The 18,441-nt window shown below is 51.3% G+C and carries 16 protein-coding genes, 1 tRNA gene and 1 pseudogene; 5 read left to right on the top strand and 13 right to left on the bottom strand.

Going from position 1 to position 18,441, the window contains the following annotated elements; translation table 11 throughout:
• Positions 1-98: 98 nt before the first annotated feature.
• From fadJ to HV350_RS08085, 3 genes are all read right to left on the bottom strand, one after another.
• Entirely contained in the window at positions 99-2,246 is a 2,148-nt protein-coding gene (gene fadJ / locus HV350_RS08095; RefSeq protein WP_181630212.1) for a fatty acid oxidation complex subunit alpha FadJ, read from the bottom strand.
• Positions 2,246-3,556, bottom strand: coding sequence for an acetyl-CoA C-acyltransferase FadI (gene fadI / locus HV350_RS08090; protein WP_016153879.1), 1,311 nt, complete (start codon positions 3,554-3,556; stop codon positions 2,246-2,248). The genes fadJ and fadI overlap by 1 nt, the downstream gene beginning before the upstream one ends.
• 176 nt (positions 3,557-3,732) lie before the next feature.
• Positions 3,733-4,017 carry a YfcZ/YiiS family protein gene (locus tag HV350_RS08085; RefSeq protein WP_003834838.1) on the bottom strand — a complete coding sequence of 95 codons (285 nt, stop codon included), beginning with the start codon at positions 4,015-4,017 and terminating at the stop codon, positions 3,733-3,735.
• A gap of 371 nt (positions 4,018-4,388) precedes the next feature.
• Here HV350_RS08085 and fadL point away from each other — a divergent pair, with 371 nt between their 5' ends.
• Positions 4,389-5,669 carry a long-chain fatty acid transporter FadL gene (fadL, locus tag HV350_RS08080; protein WP_016157062.1) on the top strand — a complete coding sequence of 427 codons (1,281 nt, stop codon included), beginning with the start codon at positions 4,389-4,391 and terminating at the stop codon, positions 5,667-5,669.
• Positions 5,670-5,728: 59 nt separating this feature from the next.
• Here the strand turns inward: fadL and mlaA are convergent, their stop codons facing one another.
• Positions 5,729-6,484, bottom strand: coding sequence for a phospholipid-binding lipoprotein MlaA (gene mlaA, locus HV350_RS08075; protein ID WP_003028190.1), 756 nt, complete (start codon positions 6,482-6,484; stop codon positions 5,729-5,731).
• Between the two features lie 288 nt (positions 6,485-6,772).
• Between mlaA and HV350_RS08070 the strand changes: the two genes are divergently transcribed.
• The 4 genes and pseudogenes from HV350_RS08070 to HV350_RS08055 form a co-directional block, all read left to right on the top strand.
• Positions 6,773-7,714, top strand: a complete 942-nt coding sequence (locus tag HV350_RS08070) for a formate/nitrite transporter family protein (RefSeq protein WP_181630211.1) — start codon at positions 6,773-6,775, stop codon at positions 7,712-7,714.
• 75 nt (positions 7,715-7,789) lie between these two features.
• A tRNA-Arg gene (locus HV350_RS08065) sits at positions 7,790-7,864 on the top strand.
• A gap of 160 nt (positions 7,865-8,024) precedes the next feature.
• Positions 8,025-9,182: a tyrosine-type recombinase/integrase gene (locus tag HV350_RS08060; protein ID WP_181630209.1), complete on the top strand. Its 1,158-nt coding sequence runs from the start codon at positions 8,025-8,027 to the stop codon at positions 9,180-9,182.
• 21 nt (positions 9,183-9,203) lie between these two features.
• Positions 9,204-9,323: pseudogene (locus HV350_RS08055) on the top strand (DinI-like family protein); the annotation flags it as partial.
• A 127-nt stretch (positions 9,324-9,450) separates the two neighbouring features.
• Here HV350_RS08055 and HV350_RS08050 read toward each other — a convergent pair.
• The 9 genes from HV350_RS08050 to HV350_RS08015 form a co-directional block, all read right to left on the bottom strand.
• Positions 9,451-10,803, bottom strand: coding sequence for a tail fiber domain-containing protein (locus HV350_RS08050; protein ID WP_181630206.1), 1,353 nt, complete (start codon positions 10,801-10,803; stop codon positions 9,451-9,453).
• A gap of 59 nt (positions 10,804-10,862) precedes the next feature.
• On the bottom strand, positions 10,863-11,096 hold the full coding sequence (locus HV350_RS26625; protein WP_104651394.1) for a cor protein: 234 nt from the start codon (positions 11,094-11,096) through the stop codon (positions 10,863-10,865).
• A 115-nt stretch (positions 11,097-11,211) separates the two neighbouring features.
• A complete protein-coding gene (locus tag HV350_RS08045; RefSeq protein WP_181630204.1) occupies positions 11,212-11,904 on the bottom strand; it encodes a hypothetical protein in 693 nt (230 codons plus the stop codon).
• Positions 11,904-12,215 carry a hypothetical protein gene (locus HV350_RS08040; RefSeq protein WP_104651396.1) on the bottom strand — a complete coding sequence of 104 codons (312 nt, stop codon included), beginning with the start codon at positions 12,213-12,215 and terminating at the stop codon, positions 11,904-11,906. The genes HV350_RS08045 and HV350_RS08040 overlap by 1 nt, the downstream gene beginning before the upstream one ends.
• Positions 12,208-15,408 carry a DUF1983 domain-containing protein gene (locus HV350_RS08035; RefSeq protein WP_181630203.1) on the bottom strand — a complete coding sequence of 1,067 codons (3,201 nt, stop codon included), beginning with the start codon at positions 15,406-15,408 and terminating at the stop codon, positions 12,208-12,210. Before HV350_RS08035 ends, HV350_RS08040 begins: the two co-directional genes overlap by 8 nt.
• A gap of 54 nt (positions 15,409-15,462) precedes the next feature.
• Positions 15,463-16,056 (bottom strand): tail assembly protein, encoded by a 594-nt coding sequence (locus HV350_RS08030; RefSeq protein ID WP_181630201.1) that lies wholly within the window; start codon positions 16,054-16,056, stop codon positions 15,463-15,465.
• Positions 16,044-16,775 carry a C40 family peptidase gene (locus HV350_RS08025; protein ID WP_181630199.1) on the bottom strand — a complete coding sequence of 244 codons (732 nt, stop codon included), beginning with the start codon at positions 16,773-16,775 and terminating at the stop codon, positions 16,044-16,046. Before HV350_RS08025 ends, HV350_RS08030 begins: the two co-directional genes overlap by 13 nt.
• A gap of 42 nt (positions 16,776-16,817) precedes the next feature.
• A complete protein-coding gene (locus HV350_RS08020; protein WP_125391974.1) occupies positions 16,818-17,567 on the bottom strand; it encodes a hypothetical protein in 750 nt (249 codons plus the stop codon).
• 99 nt (positions 17,568-17,666) lie between these two features.
• A complete protein-coding gene (locus tag HV350_RS08015; protein ID WP_181630197.1) occupies positions 17,667-18,440 on the bottom strand; it encodes a phage minor tail protein L in 774 nt (257 codons plus the stop codon).
• Between the last annotated feature and the right edge of the window lies 1 nt (position 18,441).

Here is an 18,441-nt window from a genome sequence, read left to right as displayed (position 1 = left end):
ACGCTGTTTTTTACCTCAACGGCGTAAGTATAGTCAATCTCTGTTTACATTTTGAGCGCGACCCATACATTCAGTGCGGATTCATCCTACCTTTGACCTCATGAATTCAGGTCAGTTTCCCCATTACTCCAGAATCTTTCACCGCGTTCCGCCATCTGCAATAACTGCTCACACGGCGTAAACCGCGAGCCGTATTGCGTGGTCAGTCGTTGCAGAGCAGCAACCACTTCACCCGCGCCGAGCGAATCCATATACCGGAACGGGCCGCCGAGGAAGGGCGGAAAACCAATACCAAATACAGCGCCGATATCGCCATCACGCGCGCTGCGGATAATCTTCTCATCGAAACAGCGTGCTGCTTCATTGAGCATTAACATGACGCACCGCTCAGCGATCTGCGCGGCGGTGAGTCGGCCCAGCCCCTGGACGCCAATAAGCGTATAAATTGCAGGGTCGACCTGTTTTTTGCTTTTACGCCCTTTCGCTCCATAAAGATAGAAACCCCGACCATTTTTTCTACCTTTGCGATCGTCATTCAAAATTGAAGCAACAACATTTGCAGGCGCGCTAAAACGTTCTCCATATGCAGCCTCAAGCACTGGTATAATTTTAGTGCCCGTATCAATTCCGACCTCATCCAAAAGTTGGATTGGCCCGACCGGAAAACCAAACTTAACCAGCGCGGCGTCAATGGCTTCAACCCGCTCGCCTTCGGTCAGCATACGAATAGCTTCGTTAATGTATGGCGCTAAAATGCGGTTAACATAAAATCCGGCCTTATCTCTGACCACTATCGGAGTTTTGCCCTGCTTTTTCGCCAGTTTAACGGTTGTGGCAATTGTCTGCTCAGAGGTCGTGGCATGCGGGATAACCTCGACCAGCGGCATTTTTTCCACCGGGCTAAAGAAGTGCAAACCAATGACTTGTTGAGGCCTGGCAGCGTTCGCCGCAATATCGCCAATCGGCAAAGATGAGGTGTTAGAGGCAAAAATGGTATGAGATGCGCAATTTTGCTCAACTTCTGCCACCATCTGTTGTTTTAACACCAGATCTTCAAATACGGCTTCAATAACCAGATCGCGATGAGCGAAGCCACGGTAATCGGTTGATCCCGAAATCAGCGCCAGCTGTTTATCACGCTCGCTGGCTTTGATATGACGGCGGCGAACCTTCGTTTCAAGCTGATCCCAGCTGTACTTCAGCGCGTGGTTGATTCCCTTGGCATTTATATCTTTGATACGCACTGGCAAGCCGCCTTTACAGGCCGTCACATAGGCAATACCGCCCCCCATCAGACCGCCGCCCAAAATGCCTACACTGTTTAGCGGGCCGGGCTTCACATCACTTCCGGGATCCTTTTTCACATCGGTGTTGGCAAAAAAGATGTGCCGCAGCGCCTGAGACTGAGATGTCATCGCCAGTTCGCCAAACGCGCGGGCTTCGGCGTCGTAACCGCTGCTGCTGCCTTGCGCCAGGCCGGTTTCGATGACCTCAAGGATACGTTCTGTTGCAGGGTAGTTGCCCTGCGTTTTTTGCGCCGTCTTTTTACTGGCCATGCGGAATAACAGCGCCCGCCCCAGCGGCCCCGCTAGCACACGCTCTCGCACCGGCAGAGTTCGGTGTGCGGGACTGTCCTTTTTGGCCAGTTCTACGGCCGCTTCCAGCAAAATGGTATGCGGTACAACTTCATCCACTAAACCCACTTTTAGCGCCTGTTTTGCGCGTAGTTGTTTTCCGGTGAGGATCATATCCAGCGCGGTACTGACGCCAATCAGACGGGGCAACCGCTGGGTACCGCCAGAGCCAGGCAGCAGACCAAGCTGCACTTCCGGTAAACCCAGTACGGTTTTAGCATCATCGGTACAAATACGATTGTGGCACGCCAGCGCCATCTCCAGGCCACCGCCGAGACAGGCGCCATGAATTGCGGCGATAACGGGGATCGGCAAGGCATTAATTTCCGCCATAATCTGCTGCCCCTGGCGTGCCAGCGTTTCAGCTTCCTGCGCGCTGCGACAGCGACCAATCATGTTGATATCCGCCCCGGCAATGAAGTTATCGGGTTTCGCCGAAATGAACACCACGCCGCGTAATGCTTTGTTATCGCGAATTTGTTTCAGAATGACCCGAACCTGAGAGGCAAATTCCGCCTTCAGGGTATTCATTTTCTCTCCGGGCACATCAATGGTGACAACAGCGACGTTATCCAGACGTACGTTTAGCGTAAAAGCCGATGCCATTTCCATTATTCCGCCTCCAGAACCATTGCCGCACCCAGACCACCTGCAGCACAGGCTGTCACTAAACCAAAACCACCGCCACGGCGTCGTAACTCATGGAGGGTTTGGGTGATCATGCGAGCACCGGTGGCGGCGAAGGGGTGTCCATAGGCAATCGATCCGCCCAGCACATTAAATTTACTGTCATCGACCTCGCCCGTGGCATGCGCCCTGCCCAGCACTTCGCGGGCAAAACGTTCGCTACCCAGCAGTTGAAGATTCGCCAGCGTTTGTGCGGCAAATGCTTCATGCATATCGATCAGGGTTAAATCAGCCATGGTCAGACCCGCTCTCTCCAGGGCAAGCGGCGTTGACCACGCAGGCCCCAACAGCATGTCCTGCCAGACATCGATGGCGGTAAAGGCAAAACTACGCAGGTATCCCAGCGGCACCAGCCCCAACTCTTTCGCACGCGATTCCGTCATCATAATCACGGCGGCTGCGCCGTCCGTTAGCGGGGTACTGTTCGCCGCGGTAACGGTGCCGTGCTTTCGGTCAAAGGCCGGACGCAGTTTGGCGTAATCGGCCAGCGTAGAGTTACCGCGAATATTGTTATCTTCTGAAAAAGGATCTTTGAAAGGTGGCGCGTAGGTGGTCATCACCTCATCTGCCAGTTTGCCTTCAGACCATGCCTGAGCGGCGCGCTGATGAGAACGGTGCGCCAGGGCATCCTGTTGCTCTCGCGTAATCCCATAAGTTTTGGCCATTTGCTCGGCCGTATCCCCCATGCGTAAACCGGTGGAATACTCGGCGACGGCTGGCGGTACGGGCATCAGGTCACGTAAGCGCAGTCGGGAGAAAAGTTTAAGACGCTGACCGGTGGTCCGGGCCTTATTGACATCCACCAGCACCCGCGCCAGCTTTTTGCTAACGCCAATAGGCAGAACTGACGAGGAGTCCGCACCGCCGGCAATTCCTGCACGAATAGTCCCCGCCATCAGGCTTTCCGCGACATTCGCCACCGCCTGGAAGCTGGTGGCGCAGGCTCTGCTTACGCTGTAGGCATCGGTGTGCACATTCATCCCGGTTCCCAGCACGATTTCACGAGCAATATTTGGGGCTTCGGGCATTTGCACCACCTGGCCAAAGACCAGTTGCTCAATCACATCAGCAGAAATTTCGCTGCGCGCCAGCAGCTCGCCAACGACCATTTTCCCCAAATCTACGGCGGGAATGCCATGAAACGCGGTTGCCTGGCGGGCAAATGGCGTACGCAATCCGCTTACGATGGCGATGCGATCGCCCTGGCGGGTAACCAGCGGTAAAGCCTGACTCATAACACTCCCCTGTAAAAAATAAAAATAAGTGGTCTGACCTGATCACAGTCTTAACCAATTTTTTACATTTAGCCAAGCAGGGAGAAAAGAAAGTGGGAGCTAAGACACAGTGAATAATCACTGACAGTGACGAAAAAGCCCTTGCTACCGGGTAACAAGGGCTTTTAAAGAAGGGATTAACGCAGACCCAGTTGGAAGATCAGCGTTTCAGCTTCACAGGCAAAAACAAAGTCGATATCCAGACGCACACCTTCAGACTCTTCAGTAAAGGTCGAGGTGATTTGGCAAGGCTCAGATTCCACGCCACGCGCCTTCTCAGTCAGAGCGGCCAGCGTTTCTTCTGCCTCTGCACGATTCGCGAACACACGGCTGTATGACGCGGTGCAATCGGAGTTGTCCATGATGGTGCCAACATCCATACAGCAGCAAACCGGGGTTTCATCAGCACTGCATTTACTCATTGTAGATTTCCTCTGTATTCGCACCTGTGGTGCCAGATAAACGATGGGGATATTTTACGCTCCCATTATTCGCCTCTCCAGTCGTTAATTGTATGAAATGGGATAAGTGACCGAAATCACACTTAAAAATGATCTAAAACAAAAATCACCCAAACAGGTGAGTGTGCATACCCGCAATTTTGCCAGCTGGATCGCGTTTCCGAGATCAGAATTGAAAATATTTATAAACATACTTGCAACATTTCAGCTGGTCAGACCTATACTCTCGGCACTGGTCTGATTTCTAAGTTGTACCTCAGACCCTACACTTCGCGCTCCTGTTACGGTATGTAACATTGTTTGTATAAAAATAAATCAATGAGGTTATGGTCATGAGCCAGAAAACCCTGTTTACAAAGTCTGCTCTCGCAGTCGCAGTGGCAATTATCTCCACACAGGCCTGGTCTGCAGGCTTTCAGTTAAACGAATTTTCTTCCTCTGGCCTTGGCCGGGCATATTCGGGTGAAGGCGCTATTGCAGATGATGCAGGTAACGCCAGTCGTAACCCGGCGCTGATTATGATGTTTGACCGCCCTACTTTTTCAGCGGGTGCGGTGTATATCGATCCAGACGTGAATATTTCCGGTAAATCGCCATACACCGGTCGCAGCACCGATGCGGACAACATCGCGCCTACGGCGTGGGTTCCCAATGCTCACTTCGTGATGCCGATCAACGAACAGTTTGGTTGGGGGGCTTCTGTCACGTCAAACTATGGCCTGGCAACCGAATTTAACGATAACTACATCGTCGGCGAATACGGCGGGAAGACCGATCTTAAAACGGTCAACCTGAACCTGAGCGGTGCCTACCGTCTGAATGATAGCTGGAGCTTTGGCGTTGGTTTTAATGCCGTCTATGCAGATGCAAAAATTGAGCGTTATTCCGGTGAACAAACTGCTGCATTGCCAAAAGTCAGCCAGAAAATTGCCAGCCTGAAAGGTGACGAATGGGGTTACGGCTGGAACGCCGGTATTTTGTACGAGCTGGATAAAAATAACCGCTACGGTTTAACGTATCGGTCTGAAGTCAAAATCGACTTCGATGGCGATTACAAGAGCGGCATCCGCACCCAGGCCAACGCGTTACCTGGCGCAGGCACGGCGTTCCCTTGGGGAACCACCAATGCCACCGTCCCAGGTTCTCTGACGCTTAACCTGCCGGAAATGTGGGAACTGTCGGGTTACAACCGCGTTGCACCACAGTGGGCTATTCACTACAGCATGGCTTACACCAGTTGGAGTCAGTTCCAGGAGCTGAAAGCAACCGGCACCAACGGGCAGACGCTGTTCTATAAAGAAGAAGGGTTCAAAGATTCTTACCGCATCGCGCTGGGTACGACTTATTACATGGATAAAAGCTGGACCTTCCGTACCGGTATCGCCTATGACGATAGCCCGGTTCCTGCGAGCAAGCGTTCCATCTCCATTCCGGACCAGGACCGTCTGTGGTTGAGTGCGGGTACCACTTACGCCTTCAATGATGACGCATCCATTGACGTAGGCGTTTCTTATATGCACGGCCAGAAAGTGACCGTCAAAGAAGGCCCGTATACTTTCGATTCTGAAGGTAAAGCCTGGCTGTTCGGTACCAACTTCAACTACGCATTCTGATTTTCTTCAGATATAAAAAAGGTGAGCTTTTTAGCTCACCTTTTTATTTTCATCCTTCCTTACTCAGAATCGATCTCTTTTAAATCGTCCTGAATATCTTTCGCGTTCGGGTTTTCTTCTGGTTTGAGTTTCCCACCGTTCGCAATAAAGTCATGACGCTGGAAGTAAGCTTCTCGCACCATGATGTAAGGGTCGGAAGACTGACGCAGCAGACCGTCGGAATCAAGCAGTTGCGCGCGGGTTTCAATCCCTTCAACCGTCCATTTACCTATCGACAACGGCCAGGTCAGCCAGGACAGTACCGGATACAGCGTATCCACCATGTCGCCGCCATCATCACGCAGCGTGAAGCTGCCGTAGAATGGAAGCTGCATATACGGTCCATAACCAACGTCATAGTGGCCTAACGTACTACCAAAACGGTGTGGTTCAACGCGCTGTAACTTCGGATTAGCCATACCCGCCACGTCGATAAATCCGCCCATACCTAACAGGGTGTTCAGGAAGAAACGGGTGAAGTGCACCATCCCCTGATAGGGGTCGCCTTGCAGGAAGTAGTTGACCATAACGGCCGGCTCTTCAAGGTTGCCGGTAAAATTGCTCAAACCGTTACGCGCCGGCTGCGGGACATAATCACGCCAGGCAACTGCCACCGGTCGAACAACGTATGGATCTAAAACATTAAAGTTGAAGTTGTACATGGTGCGGTTGAACCCTTCAAATGGGTCCGAACGCCCCTGCTGTTCAGTACCAGAGCTCGCACACCCCACCAAAAGTGTGGTTCCCAGCGCAAGCGCCGACAGGCGAAGCTTCATAAGTGTCTCCCTGTGTATTATGGCTATCGCTGATTGCCATCCATGACGGAACGATGACGTATCCGCCTGTTTAGATGTGAGCGATTGTAACAGCACGTCAAATGATGTCTATATACCCTGTGTTACTGATTTGATCATAGCCTGGTAATGCGTACTCCGCGGCGGCTCTATTCTAGCTACCCCAATAAAAACAAACGTTACCATTTTTGCTATCTCAGACTTTCTCCCGCTGATTTTCGGACAAAAGCCGCTACGCTTTAGCAATACGTGCTAATTCAGGATTCGGCTATGAATGACATTGAGAAGGAAAAGATTGATCGGCACAGCGACGAACTTCAGGTCGACAGTGACGAAAAGCTAGAGGGTAAAAAGATTGAGGTCGATGAGGACAGACTCCCCTCCCGCGCCATGGCGATCCATGAACATATCCGCCAGGATGGGGAGAAAGAAATGGAGCGCGACGCGATGGCGCTACTGTGGTCAGCCATCGCTGCGGGACTCTCGATGGGCGCCTCGCTACTGGCTAAAGGAATTTTTCATGTGCAACTGGAAGGTGTGCCTGGAGGATTTTTGCTGGAAAACCTCGGTTATACCTTCGGCTTTATAATTGTCATTATGGCTCGCCAGCAACTGTTTACCGAAAATACCGTCACCGCCGTCCTGCCGGTAATGCAAAACCCTACGCTCGGCAATTTTGGCCTGCTGATGCGCCTATGGAGCGTGGTTCTGCTGGGTAATATTATTGGCACCGGGGTTGCCGCATGGGCGTTTGAGCATATGCCGATTTTTGATGAAGAAACCCGCGATGCTTTTGTCAAAATCGGCATGGATGTGATGAAAAACACGCCAACGGAGATGTTTTCCAACGCCATCATTTCCGGCTGGTTAATTGCCACAATGGTATGGATGTTTCCCGCCGCCGGGGCAGCAAAAATTGTGGTCATTATTCTGATGACCTGGCTGATTGCGCTGGGCGATACCACGCACATCGTCGTCGGCTCGGTGGAAATTCTCTATCTGGTCTTTAATGGCACGCTGCACTGGAGTGATTTCTTCTGGCCCTTTGCGCTACCAACGCTCGCCGGAAATATCTGTGGCGGGACGTTTATCTTCGCGCTGATGAGCCACGCGCAAATCCGCAATGATATGAGCAATAAACGCAAAGAAGAAGCCAGGTTGCAAGCCAGGCGGGATGAGCAAAAGCAGAAAAACCAGAAAAAACAGGCTTGAATGGTGACGGTTTGAGCAGTTGGGCGGCCTGAGGCTTACCGTTGTGAGTAAAAAACGCTATACTCGTGCCGCTTCGTCCCCTTAGTTAAATGGATATAACGAGCCCCTCCTAAGGGCTAGTTGCAGGTTCGATTCCTGCAGGGGACACCATTTCACAGTTCGCCACTCTCCGCAGTAGTTCGCAAAATCCCTTACACAGCAAGCTCTCAATAAAACACCAGTTCGCCATAGTTCGCATTAGAACGTTGACAGCCGTATGCTTCGGCGGGTAAAAAACGAGTAAATAATTTTACCCACCGGAATTTTACCCATGCTCACCATCAAGCAGATCGACGCGGCTAAGCCGAAAGATAAACCGTACCGGCTGCTCGACAGCAACGGGCTGTACCTTTATGTGCCGGTTACCGGAAAGAAAGTCTGGCAATTGCGTTACAAGCTCGATGGTAAAGAGAAGGTGATGACGGTAGGCAAATACCCGCTCATGTCATTGCAGGAAGCCAGAGACAAAGCGTGGCTTGCAAAAAAGGACGTGTCTGTCGGTGTAGATCCGGTAAAGGCTAAAAAGCTGTCAGTCAAAGACAACTCTTTCGGCTCTATATACCAGGAATGGTACGAGCACAAAAAACAGGTATGGTCAGAGGTATACAGCACCGAACTGTCACGCATGTTCCAGGATGACATTCTGCCGTTGATTGGCGGGATGGAGATTAACGAGATAGAACCAATGCAGATACTGGAAGTGATCCGCAGGTTCGAAGACCGTGGGGCAATGGAGCGGGCCAATAAGGCGCGGAGGCGGTGCGGGGAAGTATTCAGGTACGCGATTGTTACCGGGCGCGCGAAGTATAACCCGGCCCCTGACCTGGCTGATGCCATGAAGGGATACCGGAAGAAGAACTACCCTTTCCTTCCTGCAGACCAGATACCAGCATTCAATAAGGCACTGGCGGGATTCTCCGGAAGTATTGTTTCACGGATAGCAACGCAGGTTCTGCAATACACGGTGCTCAGGACAAAAGAACTCCGGTCCATGCAATGGTCGAACGTCGACTTTGAAACCAGGACGATTACGATCTCTGAAGAGGTGATGAAGGGGCGCCGCCCTCACCTTGTTCCAATGTCAGATCAGGTTGTCTCTCTGCTTGAAATGCTGAGGCCGGTAACACAGCCTATATCAAGCTTCGTGTTCGCCGGACGTAATGATAAAACAAAGCCAATCAGTGAGAATGCCGTGCTGCTTGTTATTCGCCAGATAGGATATGAAGGTATAGCAAGTGGCCACGGTTTCCGGCACCAGTTCAGCACAATAATGAATGAACACGAATGGCCCGCTGATGCTATTGAGAAGCAACTGGCGCACGCTAACAGTGGATCAATACGCGGGATTTACAATCACGCTCAGTACATGGATAAGCGCCGGGAGATGATGCAGTGGTGGGCTGACTGGCTTGATGAGAAGGTGTCATAGGGAAGCAGCGCAAAGCCTTGCAAACCGATGATGACACTGCCGGCGATCAACACTGACGCCAGCAAGCATGAGAAGGAACAGATAAGCCGGACGGTTCAGGAAATGTTTGAGGAGTCTGAGTTCTGGCTTATTTCTGAGTAATATGAAGCGAGGCGCGCACTCTAATCATGTTATGAATCGACCCGTAGCCTGAACTTTCCAGACAATGGCTACGGTTTTTTAACGATTCGTCAGGCACACTAGTCCTGTTTTTCAGGTGGTATATTGCTTACTTTTTCAACGTGTCAAGTTCTGCTTTCAACTCGTGTACTGCCCCGATCAAGTCAGACACCAGGGCCAGATACGACACGTTAAGGATAGGGTTTTCCGGGTTCTCACCTCCCGCCTCAAACACATATAGTGGGTCCACTTCCTGGAGCTGCTGGGCTATAACCCCGCGGTCTCGTCGGCCATCCCCTCGCCATGTGAACTCGTAAGGCTCTATCCGGCTGACACGGTCCAGGGCACCTGTTTGTGCCGCAGTTACTTCTTTTTTCAGGCGTCGATCCGAACCTGACGGAAATATCGCCCCATTTGAGGTATTGATTCCTCCGGAACCATTCACAAAAAGCCAGTGCTTTGTATAGCCATACCCGTCAGAGCAGGTCAATATTGGGCCTGCTGAGTCTGCCGTCCCTGCAGAACCAATGTAACCACCGAACGCCATGTTTAATGTGAACTGGCCTCCCGTACCTCCTGTTTTCTGTATGGTTGCCATCCCCGCAGGCGCAAATACCCGGCTCCCGGAGTAGATATGCTTTATATTAAAGGGCGCGGCTTTGATTGCCGGTATGGCTTCCGTAATAACCGTCGTTGGTGCGGAAATATCGCCTTTCATACTAATGGCGAATGTCGCGGTATTTACTGATGCTATGCACTGAGAGAAGTCGGATAAATTACCGAGTGCAGCTGCTGTGTCATGGGCCTGCTGCGCACTGGTAGCCGCCTCTCCCGCTTTTGTGGTTGCGGTCGATGCACTGGTGGCTGCCTCTCCGGCTTTCGTGGTTGCAGTTGAAGCACTGGTAGCCGCCTCTCCCGCTTTCGTGGTTGCAGTCGATGCTGCTGTTGAAGCTGTTGATGCGCTTGCCGCTGCGGCCGTTTTATCGACAGCAACTTGTCCCGCATCAGCTGATATCTGGTCAGCCAGGGACTGCAGGTGGTCGGTGTCTATTTCTTTAAGCAGGTCGGTTATCTTTTTCCAGCTTGGTCCGGAAAACTGAGAGCCGTCAGGCAGCATCACAGTAATATCACCACCGGTGCTGAACACCATTTGCCAGTTCTGCTTGTCGTAATTAAGCCCACGAAGCGCCTCAGTTGTCTGCGCAACCAGCGCAGCGGTCACCTGGTTCTGGGTGGCTCGTGGAACAGCATTCCACGCAGAGGAGGCTTGTGACGGGCCGGGATACTTGCTGATCAGGGTGATTTGAGTGTCACTGTCGATCGTCTTTACTGGCAGTGTGTAAGTAATACCGCCGACCGTAACGACAACAAAATCACCTGCAGCTAACTCAGTGGTGAAAGTGGTGTCAGTTCCGGCAACCGAGGCTGAGTTATTGTTAAGGGTTAAGGTTCCTGCTGACATGGATATCTCCTGAATTCAGATAATAAAAAACCCACCGGAGCGGGTTATTTTTTGTAGGTTTAATTCGAACAGTTCGAACTGGTGAAATTATTCTTATTCACCCATCGCCAGTTAAATGGATAACCGGCCTGATATTGTGTCTGGTTTACAATTTTACGTATCCCGTAAATGAGCACGTCTGTTTCCTGATTGCCGATCATCGCCGTTGCTGTACATAAGGGTAATTTCTTTTCGAGAGTGCCGGAACATGCAGTTAATGATAAAAATGCAAGAACGATTAATATAATTTTCATATTGTTACTCGCTGTAGTTATTCATATTCAAAATATCAATAGCGGACAACAATAGATAATAGATTTAACAGATCATTTAAAATACATTGATCGTTTAAAACGATCGTACAGGCATTCAATATTTTGACACTTCAACTGCAATAACTGTATTACCTGCATTTACAGGGGCCATTGGCTGCGCGCTACCAGATGGAATTGCCTGAGTGGCAGCGGTATAAATTCGGGTGCTGGCCCCGTTATATACAGCTGTAAAAGTAACCGGAACAGGCCAGAGCTGCCCGCCCGGTCCACCGCCAGATATTCGCCATACCTGCTGACCTGCAACATCCGGGATAATTGCCCATTTACCCGCTCTGCTCTCGTCAATATAAATGCCTCCATTTGCCCCGATTGTTCCGACAGTTACCACGTCCGTCAGGATTTTCGATTCATGAGTAATAACCAGATTCCCCGTCTGGTCGTCCCAGACAGCCAGCCCATACGGAGGATTTGGCATGGGCTGAGGGAATATAGTGAATAAATAGACTGTCAGGGTAAATGTGGTATTTAGTATCTCATAGGCCCGTACAGCCAGTTGTCCGTTTGATTCAATCCAGACAGCACACGCGGCCTGACGGGATGTCAGAACAAACGGGATAACAGGTTGTGTTGCATCAGGTATATTAACCAGTTGCTCAATATAATGTAGAGCACCATTCGATACTGACGAAAACGTCTGCTTTGAATACAGACAAACAGGTACTGACTGGGGGGTGATAAATGTTTCGCCGCTTTTCAACGATAATAACGCACCATATCTGTTAGCCATTATGCATTTTCCAGAAAAACAAAAACATAGCTCTCATTTGCCTGAGGCTGGTTCAGAGAGTTATCAGTGCCTGCGCCAATTACAATACTATTGCCTGAAACGGCTATTGTTCGGCGCCCCTCTACATACGCTATAGTTTTTGCCAGACCCAGCATATATCCGAGCCTCTTCCCTGCCGGCACGTTGAACGAATATGCACCTGACGTCTGGCCGGCACTCAGCTTTATCGTTCCAATGATTGATATTGGTTTAATACCAAAGTTTGCTGATGATCCGTCCTCATGCCAGCAATCAAAACCAAAATCAGACATTAGGCGCTACTCCGGTAATATGCCCCAGCTGTACCAGCAGTCGCCCGCTGGGCCCAGTAAATGACAGGTTGTTATCAGCCTTAGACAGACACCAACCGCCCTGATTTGCAATTTTATAGCCCGTAGACCAGAATGCGCCTGAGATTTTGCCGTTAGTAATCGCAGCATCCGCAATTTTCGCACTGGTGATACTGGCGTTCTGAATAAACGCATCGCTAATAAATACCTGACCATTAACAACAGCAAAGGGTGAATACTGCGTATCACCGCTGCCACTCATCAGGACGAACTGGTTGGCGTTAAATCCGACGCGAGTGACCACCGGCTTACCCGCTTCCGCCAGCACCGCAATTGATATCCCGGCACTGTAAAAAATATCGTTGATGCGCACTCCGGCTTTCAGGGTATGAATGGCCGTAGCACTTGTAGCATCAACGGTGGCGGTGAGCTTATCCTCAAGCGAGGCGGTTACATCTTTAATCTGCGCCTGTACCTGAGTGGACATTTCCGCCATCGCCTTATCCACACTGGCGACCGTCGTTTTAATTACCAGAATATCAGCGCGGACTTCACCATGCTGCGCCCACTGATGCTCTACCGTTCCATGGTTGGCCAGTGCGTTCTGCAATGCGGCTTCCAGGTTGGTATCAATGTCGCCTGTCAGGCGGTCACCATCGGCAGACGTCAGGAAGTCATCAGCAATATCGCCCAGGTAGTCGTCAGCATTCGCATTAGATTCACCACGAACCCAGTCGGTCCATTCACTCTGATTACCAATGCGATCGACCAGACGAGCCCGGTACCAAAATTCAACACCAGCCTTTAAGCCTAGTTGGGTGTAGGTGTGTTGCGGATAAGGAACTCCGGCAAGCAACAAAGGGTTATCACCGTTGCCGTTTACTGAATACTGCAACTCGGTCTGAAAGGTGTCACCTGTATCAACCGGGAAGGACCAGTCAACCTGAATACCCCAGTTGATTGCTGTGGTGCGCAGACCAACCGGTTTCGGTACATCCCCTGTACGCCCTGTGAGATGAGTCAGAACAGAAGATGCCCACAGACTGGAAGCGCCACCGGAATTAATAGCGCGAACTCGCACAAGGTAATCACCGGAGAAAATCCCGGAGACCTCTATATTGCGCAGGCCTGTTTCGGGAATATTGATCCACTCATTATCACCACGTTTCCACTGTGCCTGATACGCGACGATATCTGGCTGAGGTTTCCCGTTTTTATCTACTGGCGCATCCCAACTCGCAACCATAGTGGCGATACGCTGCCCCTGGCGGACCGAATCGTAGCTGCTAATTGCGATGTTCGACGGTTGCCCTACCAGGCCTGTCGGTATCAGACTGATCGGTGGCGTATCCAGTCGGGCATTGTTATCAACCGCATCATATTTCGCCCCGTTGTACTCTGCACCGGTGATACTGTAGGTGTTCTCCTCATCGTTAAATGTCAGATTGGTTACACGGAAATACTGGAGACGCAACTGACCTGCATCGATAACAAAAATGGCATTAGGTAGTGGCTCAGCGGTAAAGGCAGTTGCCAGTATCAGTTGCTGGCCGTTAACCGCCTGAATGGTTCTGCTCTCAACGGTACCGCCCTGGGTACGAATCATCAGCGTATCGCCGGCCAATGCGCTTGTTCCCCGATCGGTAGTTACAGATTTCAGCCCGGCATCGTAGTCAGTAATTCGCCCACCATAGACACGGCCAGACAGCCGCTCATCGGCAAAGGCGAACACTGTCCCAGGTACATAGGCGAAGCCATCGAGTCCAGTCTGAACAGTGATAATGCGATCCAGCGAGTTGGAGTAGACGACCCACCCTCCGCGGCGCTGCGCCTCGATTTCACGTGTACAGCCAATAGCCGTCAATTGCGTCTGCTTAAACTTGAACTGCTTAACCAGCTCGGGAAACATCACTGCCGTTGTGCGATCCTGATAGTGGTTATCTGGGTCACTAAAGTTAATCAGCGCAGAGCTATAGCGGTTCTTTTCACTGCCGCTGGAGTACGTTGGCTTACCGACAACAGAGGCTCGAGTGAGTATCTGAAGTTTTGACGTATCCGCTGGCATATCAGAGACAACATTGAACATGTTGTTGCCCCAGAACGTCATGCCATTAAAACCTGCCGCAATATCCTTGATCACCTGCCAGGCATCAGCCTGAGCCTGGATATAAACGTCAAACATAAAGCGAGGCTCGGTACCGCTGCCACCCTTACCATCCGGCACCTTCTGATCGCAGCGCTGGGCAATACGGTACAACTCCCATTTATCGAGCATCGCTGGCGTAACCCTGCGACCCAGTCCGAAGCGCGGCTCAGTAAGAATATCGAACCAAATCCATGCAGGATTATTCGTCCATCCCCATTTGAATGTACCATCCCATGTACCGCCATAAGTGCGTGTAATCGGATCGTAGTTCTGAGGGATGCGGATTACCCGACCTTTAGGTTTACAAGAAATCTTCGGGATATTGCTGAATGACTTAGCATTGAATGACACATACAGTAGTGCGGTATGTGGATAACGGAGACGCGCATCAATCACCTCGGTGATCGCCTGTACCTGCGTTTTGTTCTGGAGCATTTGGCTGGTACTGTCGTCGGTATCGCGCACGACCCGAATCTGCCAGCCTGTGTTCGCTTTCGGGAGGTTAATACGGTGCGTCAACTCATAGAGAGAGCTGAGTTTCTCCGTAACCGTTTTGGTCATTACTGTAGAGTAAGCCCCACCATCAACGGCGAGATCAATATGGTACGTTACAGTAGTGCCGACAATATCCCCATCGTTTTCCTGCTGCTGAAGGCCAGGAATGCCAACTCGTACTAATACGGCGTCGATCTGGGTATTGCTGATAGTTCTAGTCCATGGGGTGACTTTCGTCAGCGATACGCCAACCGTAGTTTCGTTCTCGACTGCGGGAAAACCCGGAATCGGTGTCTGGGTCTGTGTGCCCGGTCGAAATTCCCAAGAAACGTTCTCAAAATTCATCGTTCCATCGGCGTTACCGAGCGGTGTACCGTCCAGGAAAATCCGGGTCGCATCCAGACCACCAGCAAACTCACCTTCCCCTAGCGCCAGCAGCATGCGGCAGCGCGCCATTGATTGCGCCGAATCAGGCTGTTCTACGGGCGTATGCTGCTTCTGGCTGCCACCCTTTGCACCAGTAATCGTTGCCATATTGCATCCATAAAAAAGCACCCAATTTGGTGCTAATTGAAAGATAAGGAATCTTCAGATATCTTCGGCGACAATCCCTGCACTGATGATGGCGCCGCCGATCTCTCTTTCTCCGTAAAGGATGGCGACAGGGTTACCCATTGCCAGAGTATTTACTGAACCGCCAAACGCATAAGAGGGTTTGTTATCGGGATCATCGCGGCTTTGTAGTCCTTTGGGCTGGGGCGAAAGCATCTGGTAAATCCCACCAGTCATCATTCCGATACCAGCGGAGACCATCCCCGCGCCAATGACACCTGCTGAACCAAACGTCATGCCCGTAACTACGATGCCCGCCACAACCATGACAGCACCCAATATCGTCTGGAACAAACCCGCTTTTTTTGCCCCTTCCATCACCGGTGCTATGCGAATATCGGTACTTCCAGCCAGGTTCTTAAAATCATCCGCGCCAATGTTGCGCTTGCCGCGAAACACCGCGAACGTCATTCCGTTTTTCTTCGCGTTCATCAGGTAACTTTCCAAACCATCCAGGTTGATACATAACGCCTTCACGGCTTCCGCTGACGTCTGCACCGCCAGTTTATGAACGCGTCCGAACCGGGCGCCCAGCGCGCCATACAGTCGAATGGTGGTTAACCGCGCCATGGCTGAATCTCCTGTGGCAAGTCTTTGTGGCGAACGCAGATCATCGTTCGGTCTTTGAAGTAGCCGCGAGCGTATGGCGTGATGCATGACGGATGGCCGTATAGGTGATGCAGTAACTCACCCTCTTCAGTAATGATTCCCGCATGGTTCCACTTACCGGATTCGACTTGCATGATGACCATGCAGCCGGGCGCAGGATCACATTCAACGAACCCCTCACGTTCCCAGTTTTCGAAGTAGAGATTGTCCGGGTACTGGCTTTCCCACCACGGGTAATCGACGCGAAAATCGTTTAGCGTGACGCCTTGGATGGCGTGCCAGTCCATAATCAGCCCCCAGCAGTCATTCGAGCCCAGGATAAACGGACGTCCGATAAGCGGCACCGCCTCCGGCATTATCTCGGCGTATTCATCGCTGTCAGGTGAGTAAATACCCCAGATCACGCCGGAGTTGTTGCACTGCTGGCGGTCCAGATCGGACGGAATAGGCCGGGCACCGTCGCCCGGGTGGGAGTGGATGACGCGAATAATCGTCCCGATATCTTCGGCGTTAGCCCAGTGCTCGCCGTCGATGCGAAAATGCTCTGTCGGATTTTCGTGCGTATTCGGCACAGGAATGTAGCGCTGGCGACGGCCTGACTGAATAACGAAGCCACAGCACTCACGCGGGGATTCCTCCAGTGCATGCGCCCGGATAGCTGCCATTATGGTTTTATTCATTGGTACGTCCGTAAAAAAACCCGCCGAAGCGGGTTTGGTTATCTAGATGGTTATGGAGAGGTCGGGCCTAACCTTTTTCCTGAGAATGTATTTGCTAATGCCAGTCCGTAACGCGGCCTCTTTAAGTTGCATTTTTTCGCCATTCAAAATTACGTAAGGGATTCGGTTTCGTACAGGTTTCGCTAACGCATCTTCGGCATTCATACCGGCGTTTAGTCTGTTGTAAAAAGTTGACTCTTTCATGCCATTTGTTTGCCATGCTGCGCTCATAGTTACCGACTCTCCGCTCACGACAACTTTATGATTATTGCGCTTGTTGCGACCTTGCTCTGTAGCATTTGCCCATCGACAATTGTCTGGAGAATAGCCTTTATTGTTATCTATGCGTTCAATTGAGAACCCTTTAGGCTTCTCACCCATGTCATGAGCAAAATTCACGGGGTTGCTCCATTCATCGCAGACTGTTATACCCCGCCCGCCATAGTGGGGAAAGTCCTTGCAAGCAGGATTTCGACAGCGATCAAGCATAGATGTCCAAGACGAATATCCTGAATAAGCTGTGATTGGCTTGCCATTATGCAGTTTTGTTATTTTTTTCTTATGATAACAGCCGCAAGAAACAACAGCGCCACTACGGAGTGACCCCATGGAAATGCTCTTAACAACACCACATTCACAAGAGCACAAAAAGTATCTGAGACCTTTTGTTTTTATATGGCTAGGGGCTTTGGTTTCTTTAATAATTGTAAGATAGCCGTACTTTTCACCCGGAAAAATAGTAATGCGTGACATATAAACCTCGTAGCAGGTTGCGTAGATGATGGTGCGCGGCAGGAGTGTCTACGTTCACTCTCTTCGACTGGCCAGTCTAGCCGCGCTGACAGATTATAATTACCTGCTCAGTAAAGTGGTAGCAGGAAATCCACCGTAGTCGAGGATGGCCGCGTTCGGCTCCGCTAGGCCAGCGCCGAACCGTTTACGGCAATCACTGAGGCAGCCCCCACACGCATCCAGCGCCGGATCAGCCACCGCGTTACCCTTAGCATCGAAATACGCAGTGCCGTTATAGGTGCATCCATCGCCGCTACGATACTGACCGCGCAGCGCCCATTCACAAAGCGAGGTGATTTGTCGGGTTGGGATAACAAGCCCCTGCAAGTCTGCGGGGCTACTGAGCGCCCATGAAACTACTTCGTCGTCTTCGGCGGTTTTCGTGTCAAGCCAGAAGGTCTGGAGCGTGAACATTGTCGGGTCTGCCGTCGGGTTAACGCCGCCAGGGAAGTTAACCGCGTCAAGATAAACGGCGTAGGTGTCGATGATGCTTACCTTCGCGTTAACCATGTCCTTGAACTGCAGGCAGAGCGCAGTGATATGCCCGTCAAGGTTCGATACGCTAAGTTTCGGCTCAGCGGCCTGGTCGGTCGAAAGAGCGAGGTCAGAAATCTGGAAAGGCCAGAAGTCGAATATTTTGCCATCCCAGATGATGGGCTTTGGTCCAAGCTTAGCTTCATCGCCGTTCGCCGCTTCAATCTCGGCGGGCGTATGAGGAAACGGGCTGTAGTGAAAGCGGTGGATCCCGCCGCTGAACTCTGAAGCATCTACTTCGACCAGGCGCACCCTGCCACCAGGCGCCAGCATTGCCGCCGTATCAATCAGTGCTGTCATG

Source organism: Citrobacter sp. RHBSTW-01013, assembly GCF_013781985.1.
GTDB lineage: Bacteria > Pseudomonadota > Gammaproteobacteria > Enterobacterales > Enterobacteriaceae > Citrobacter > Citrobacter braakii.
Note: the sequence above shows the minus strand (reverse complement) of the source record. Positions and strands in the feature narration are given on the sequence as shown.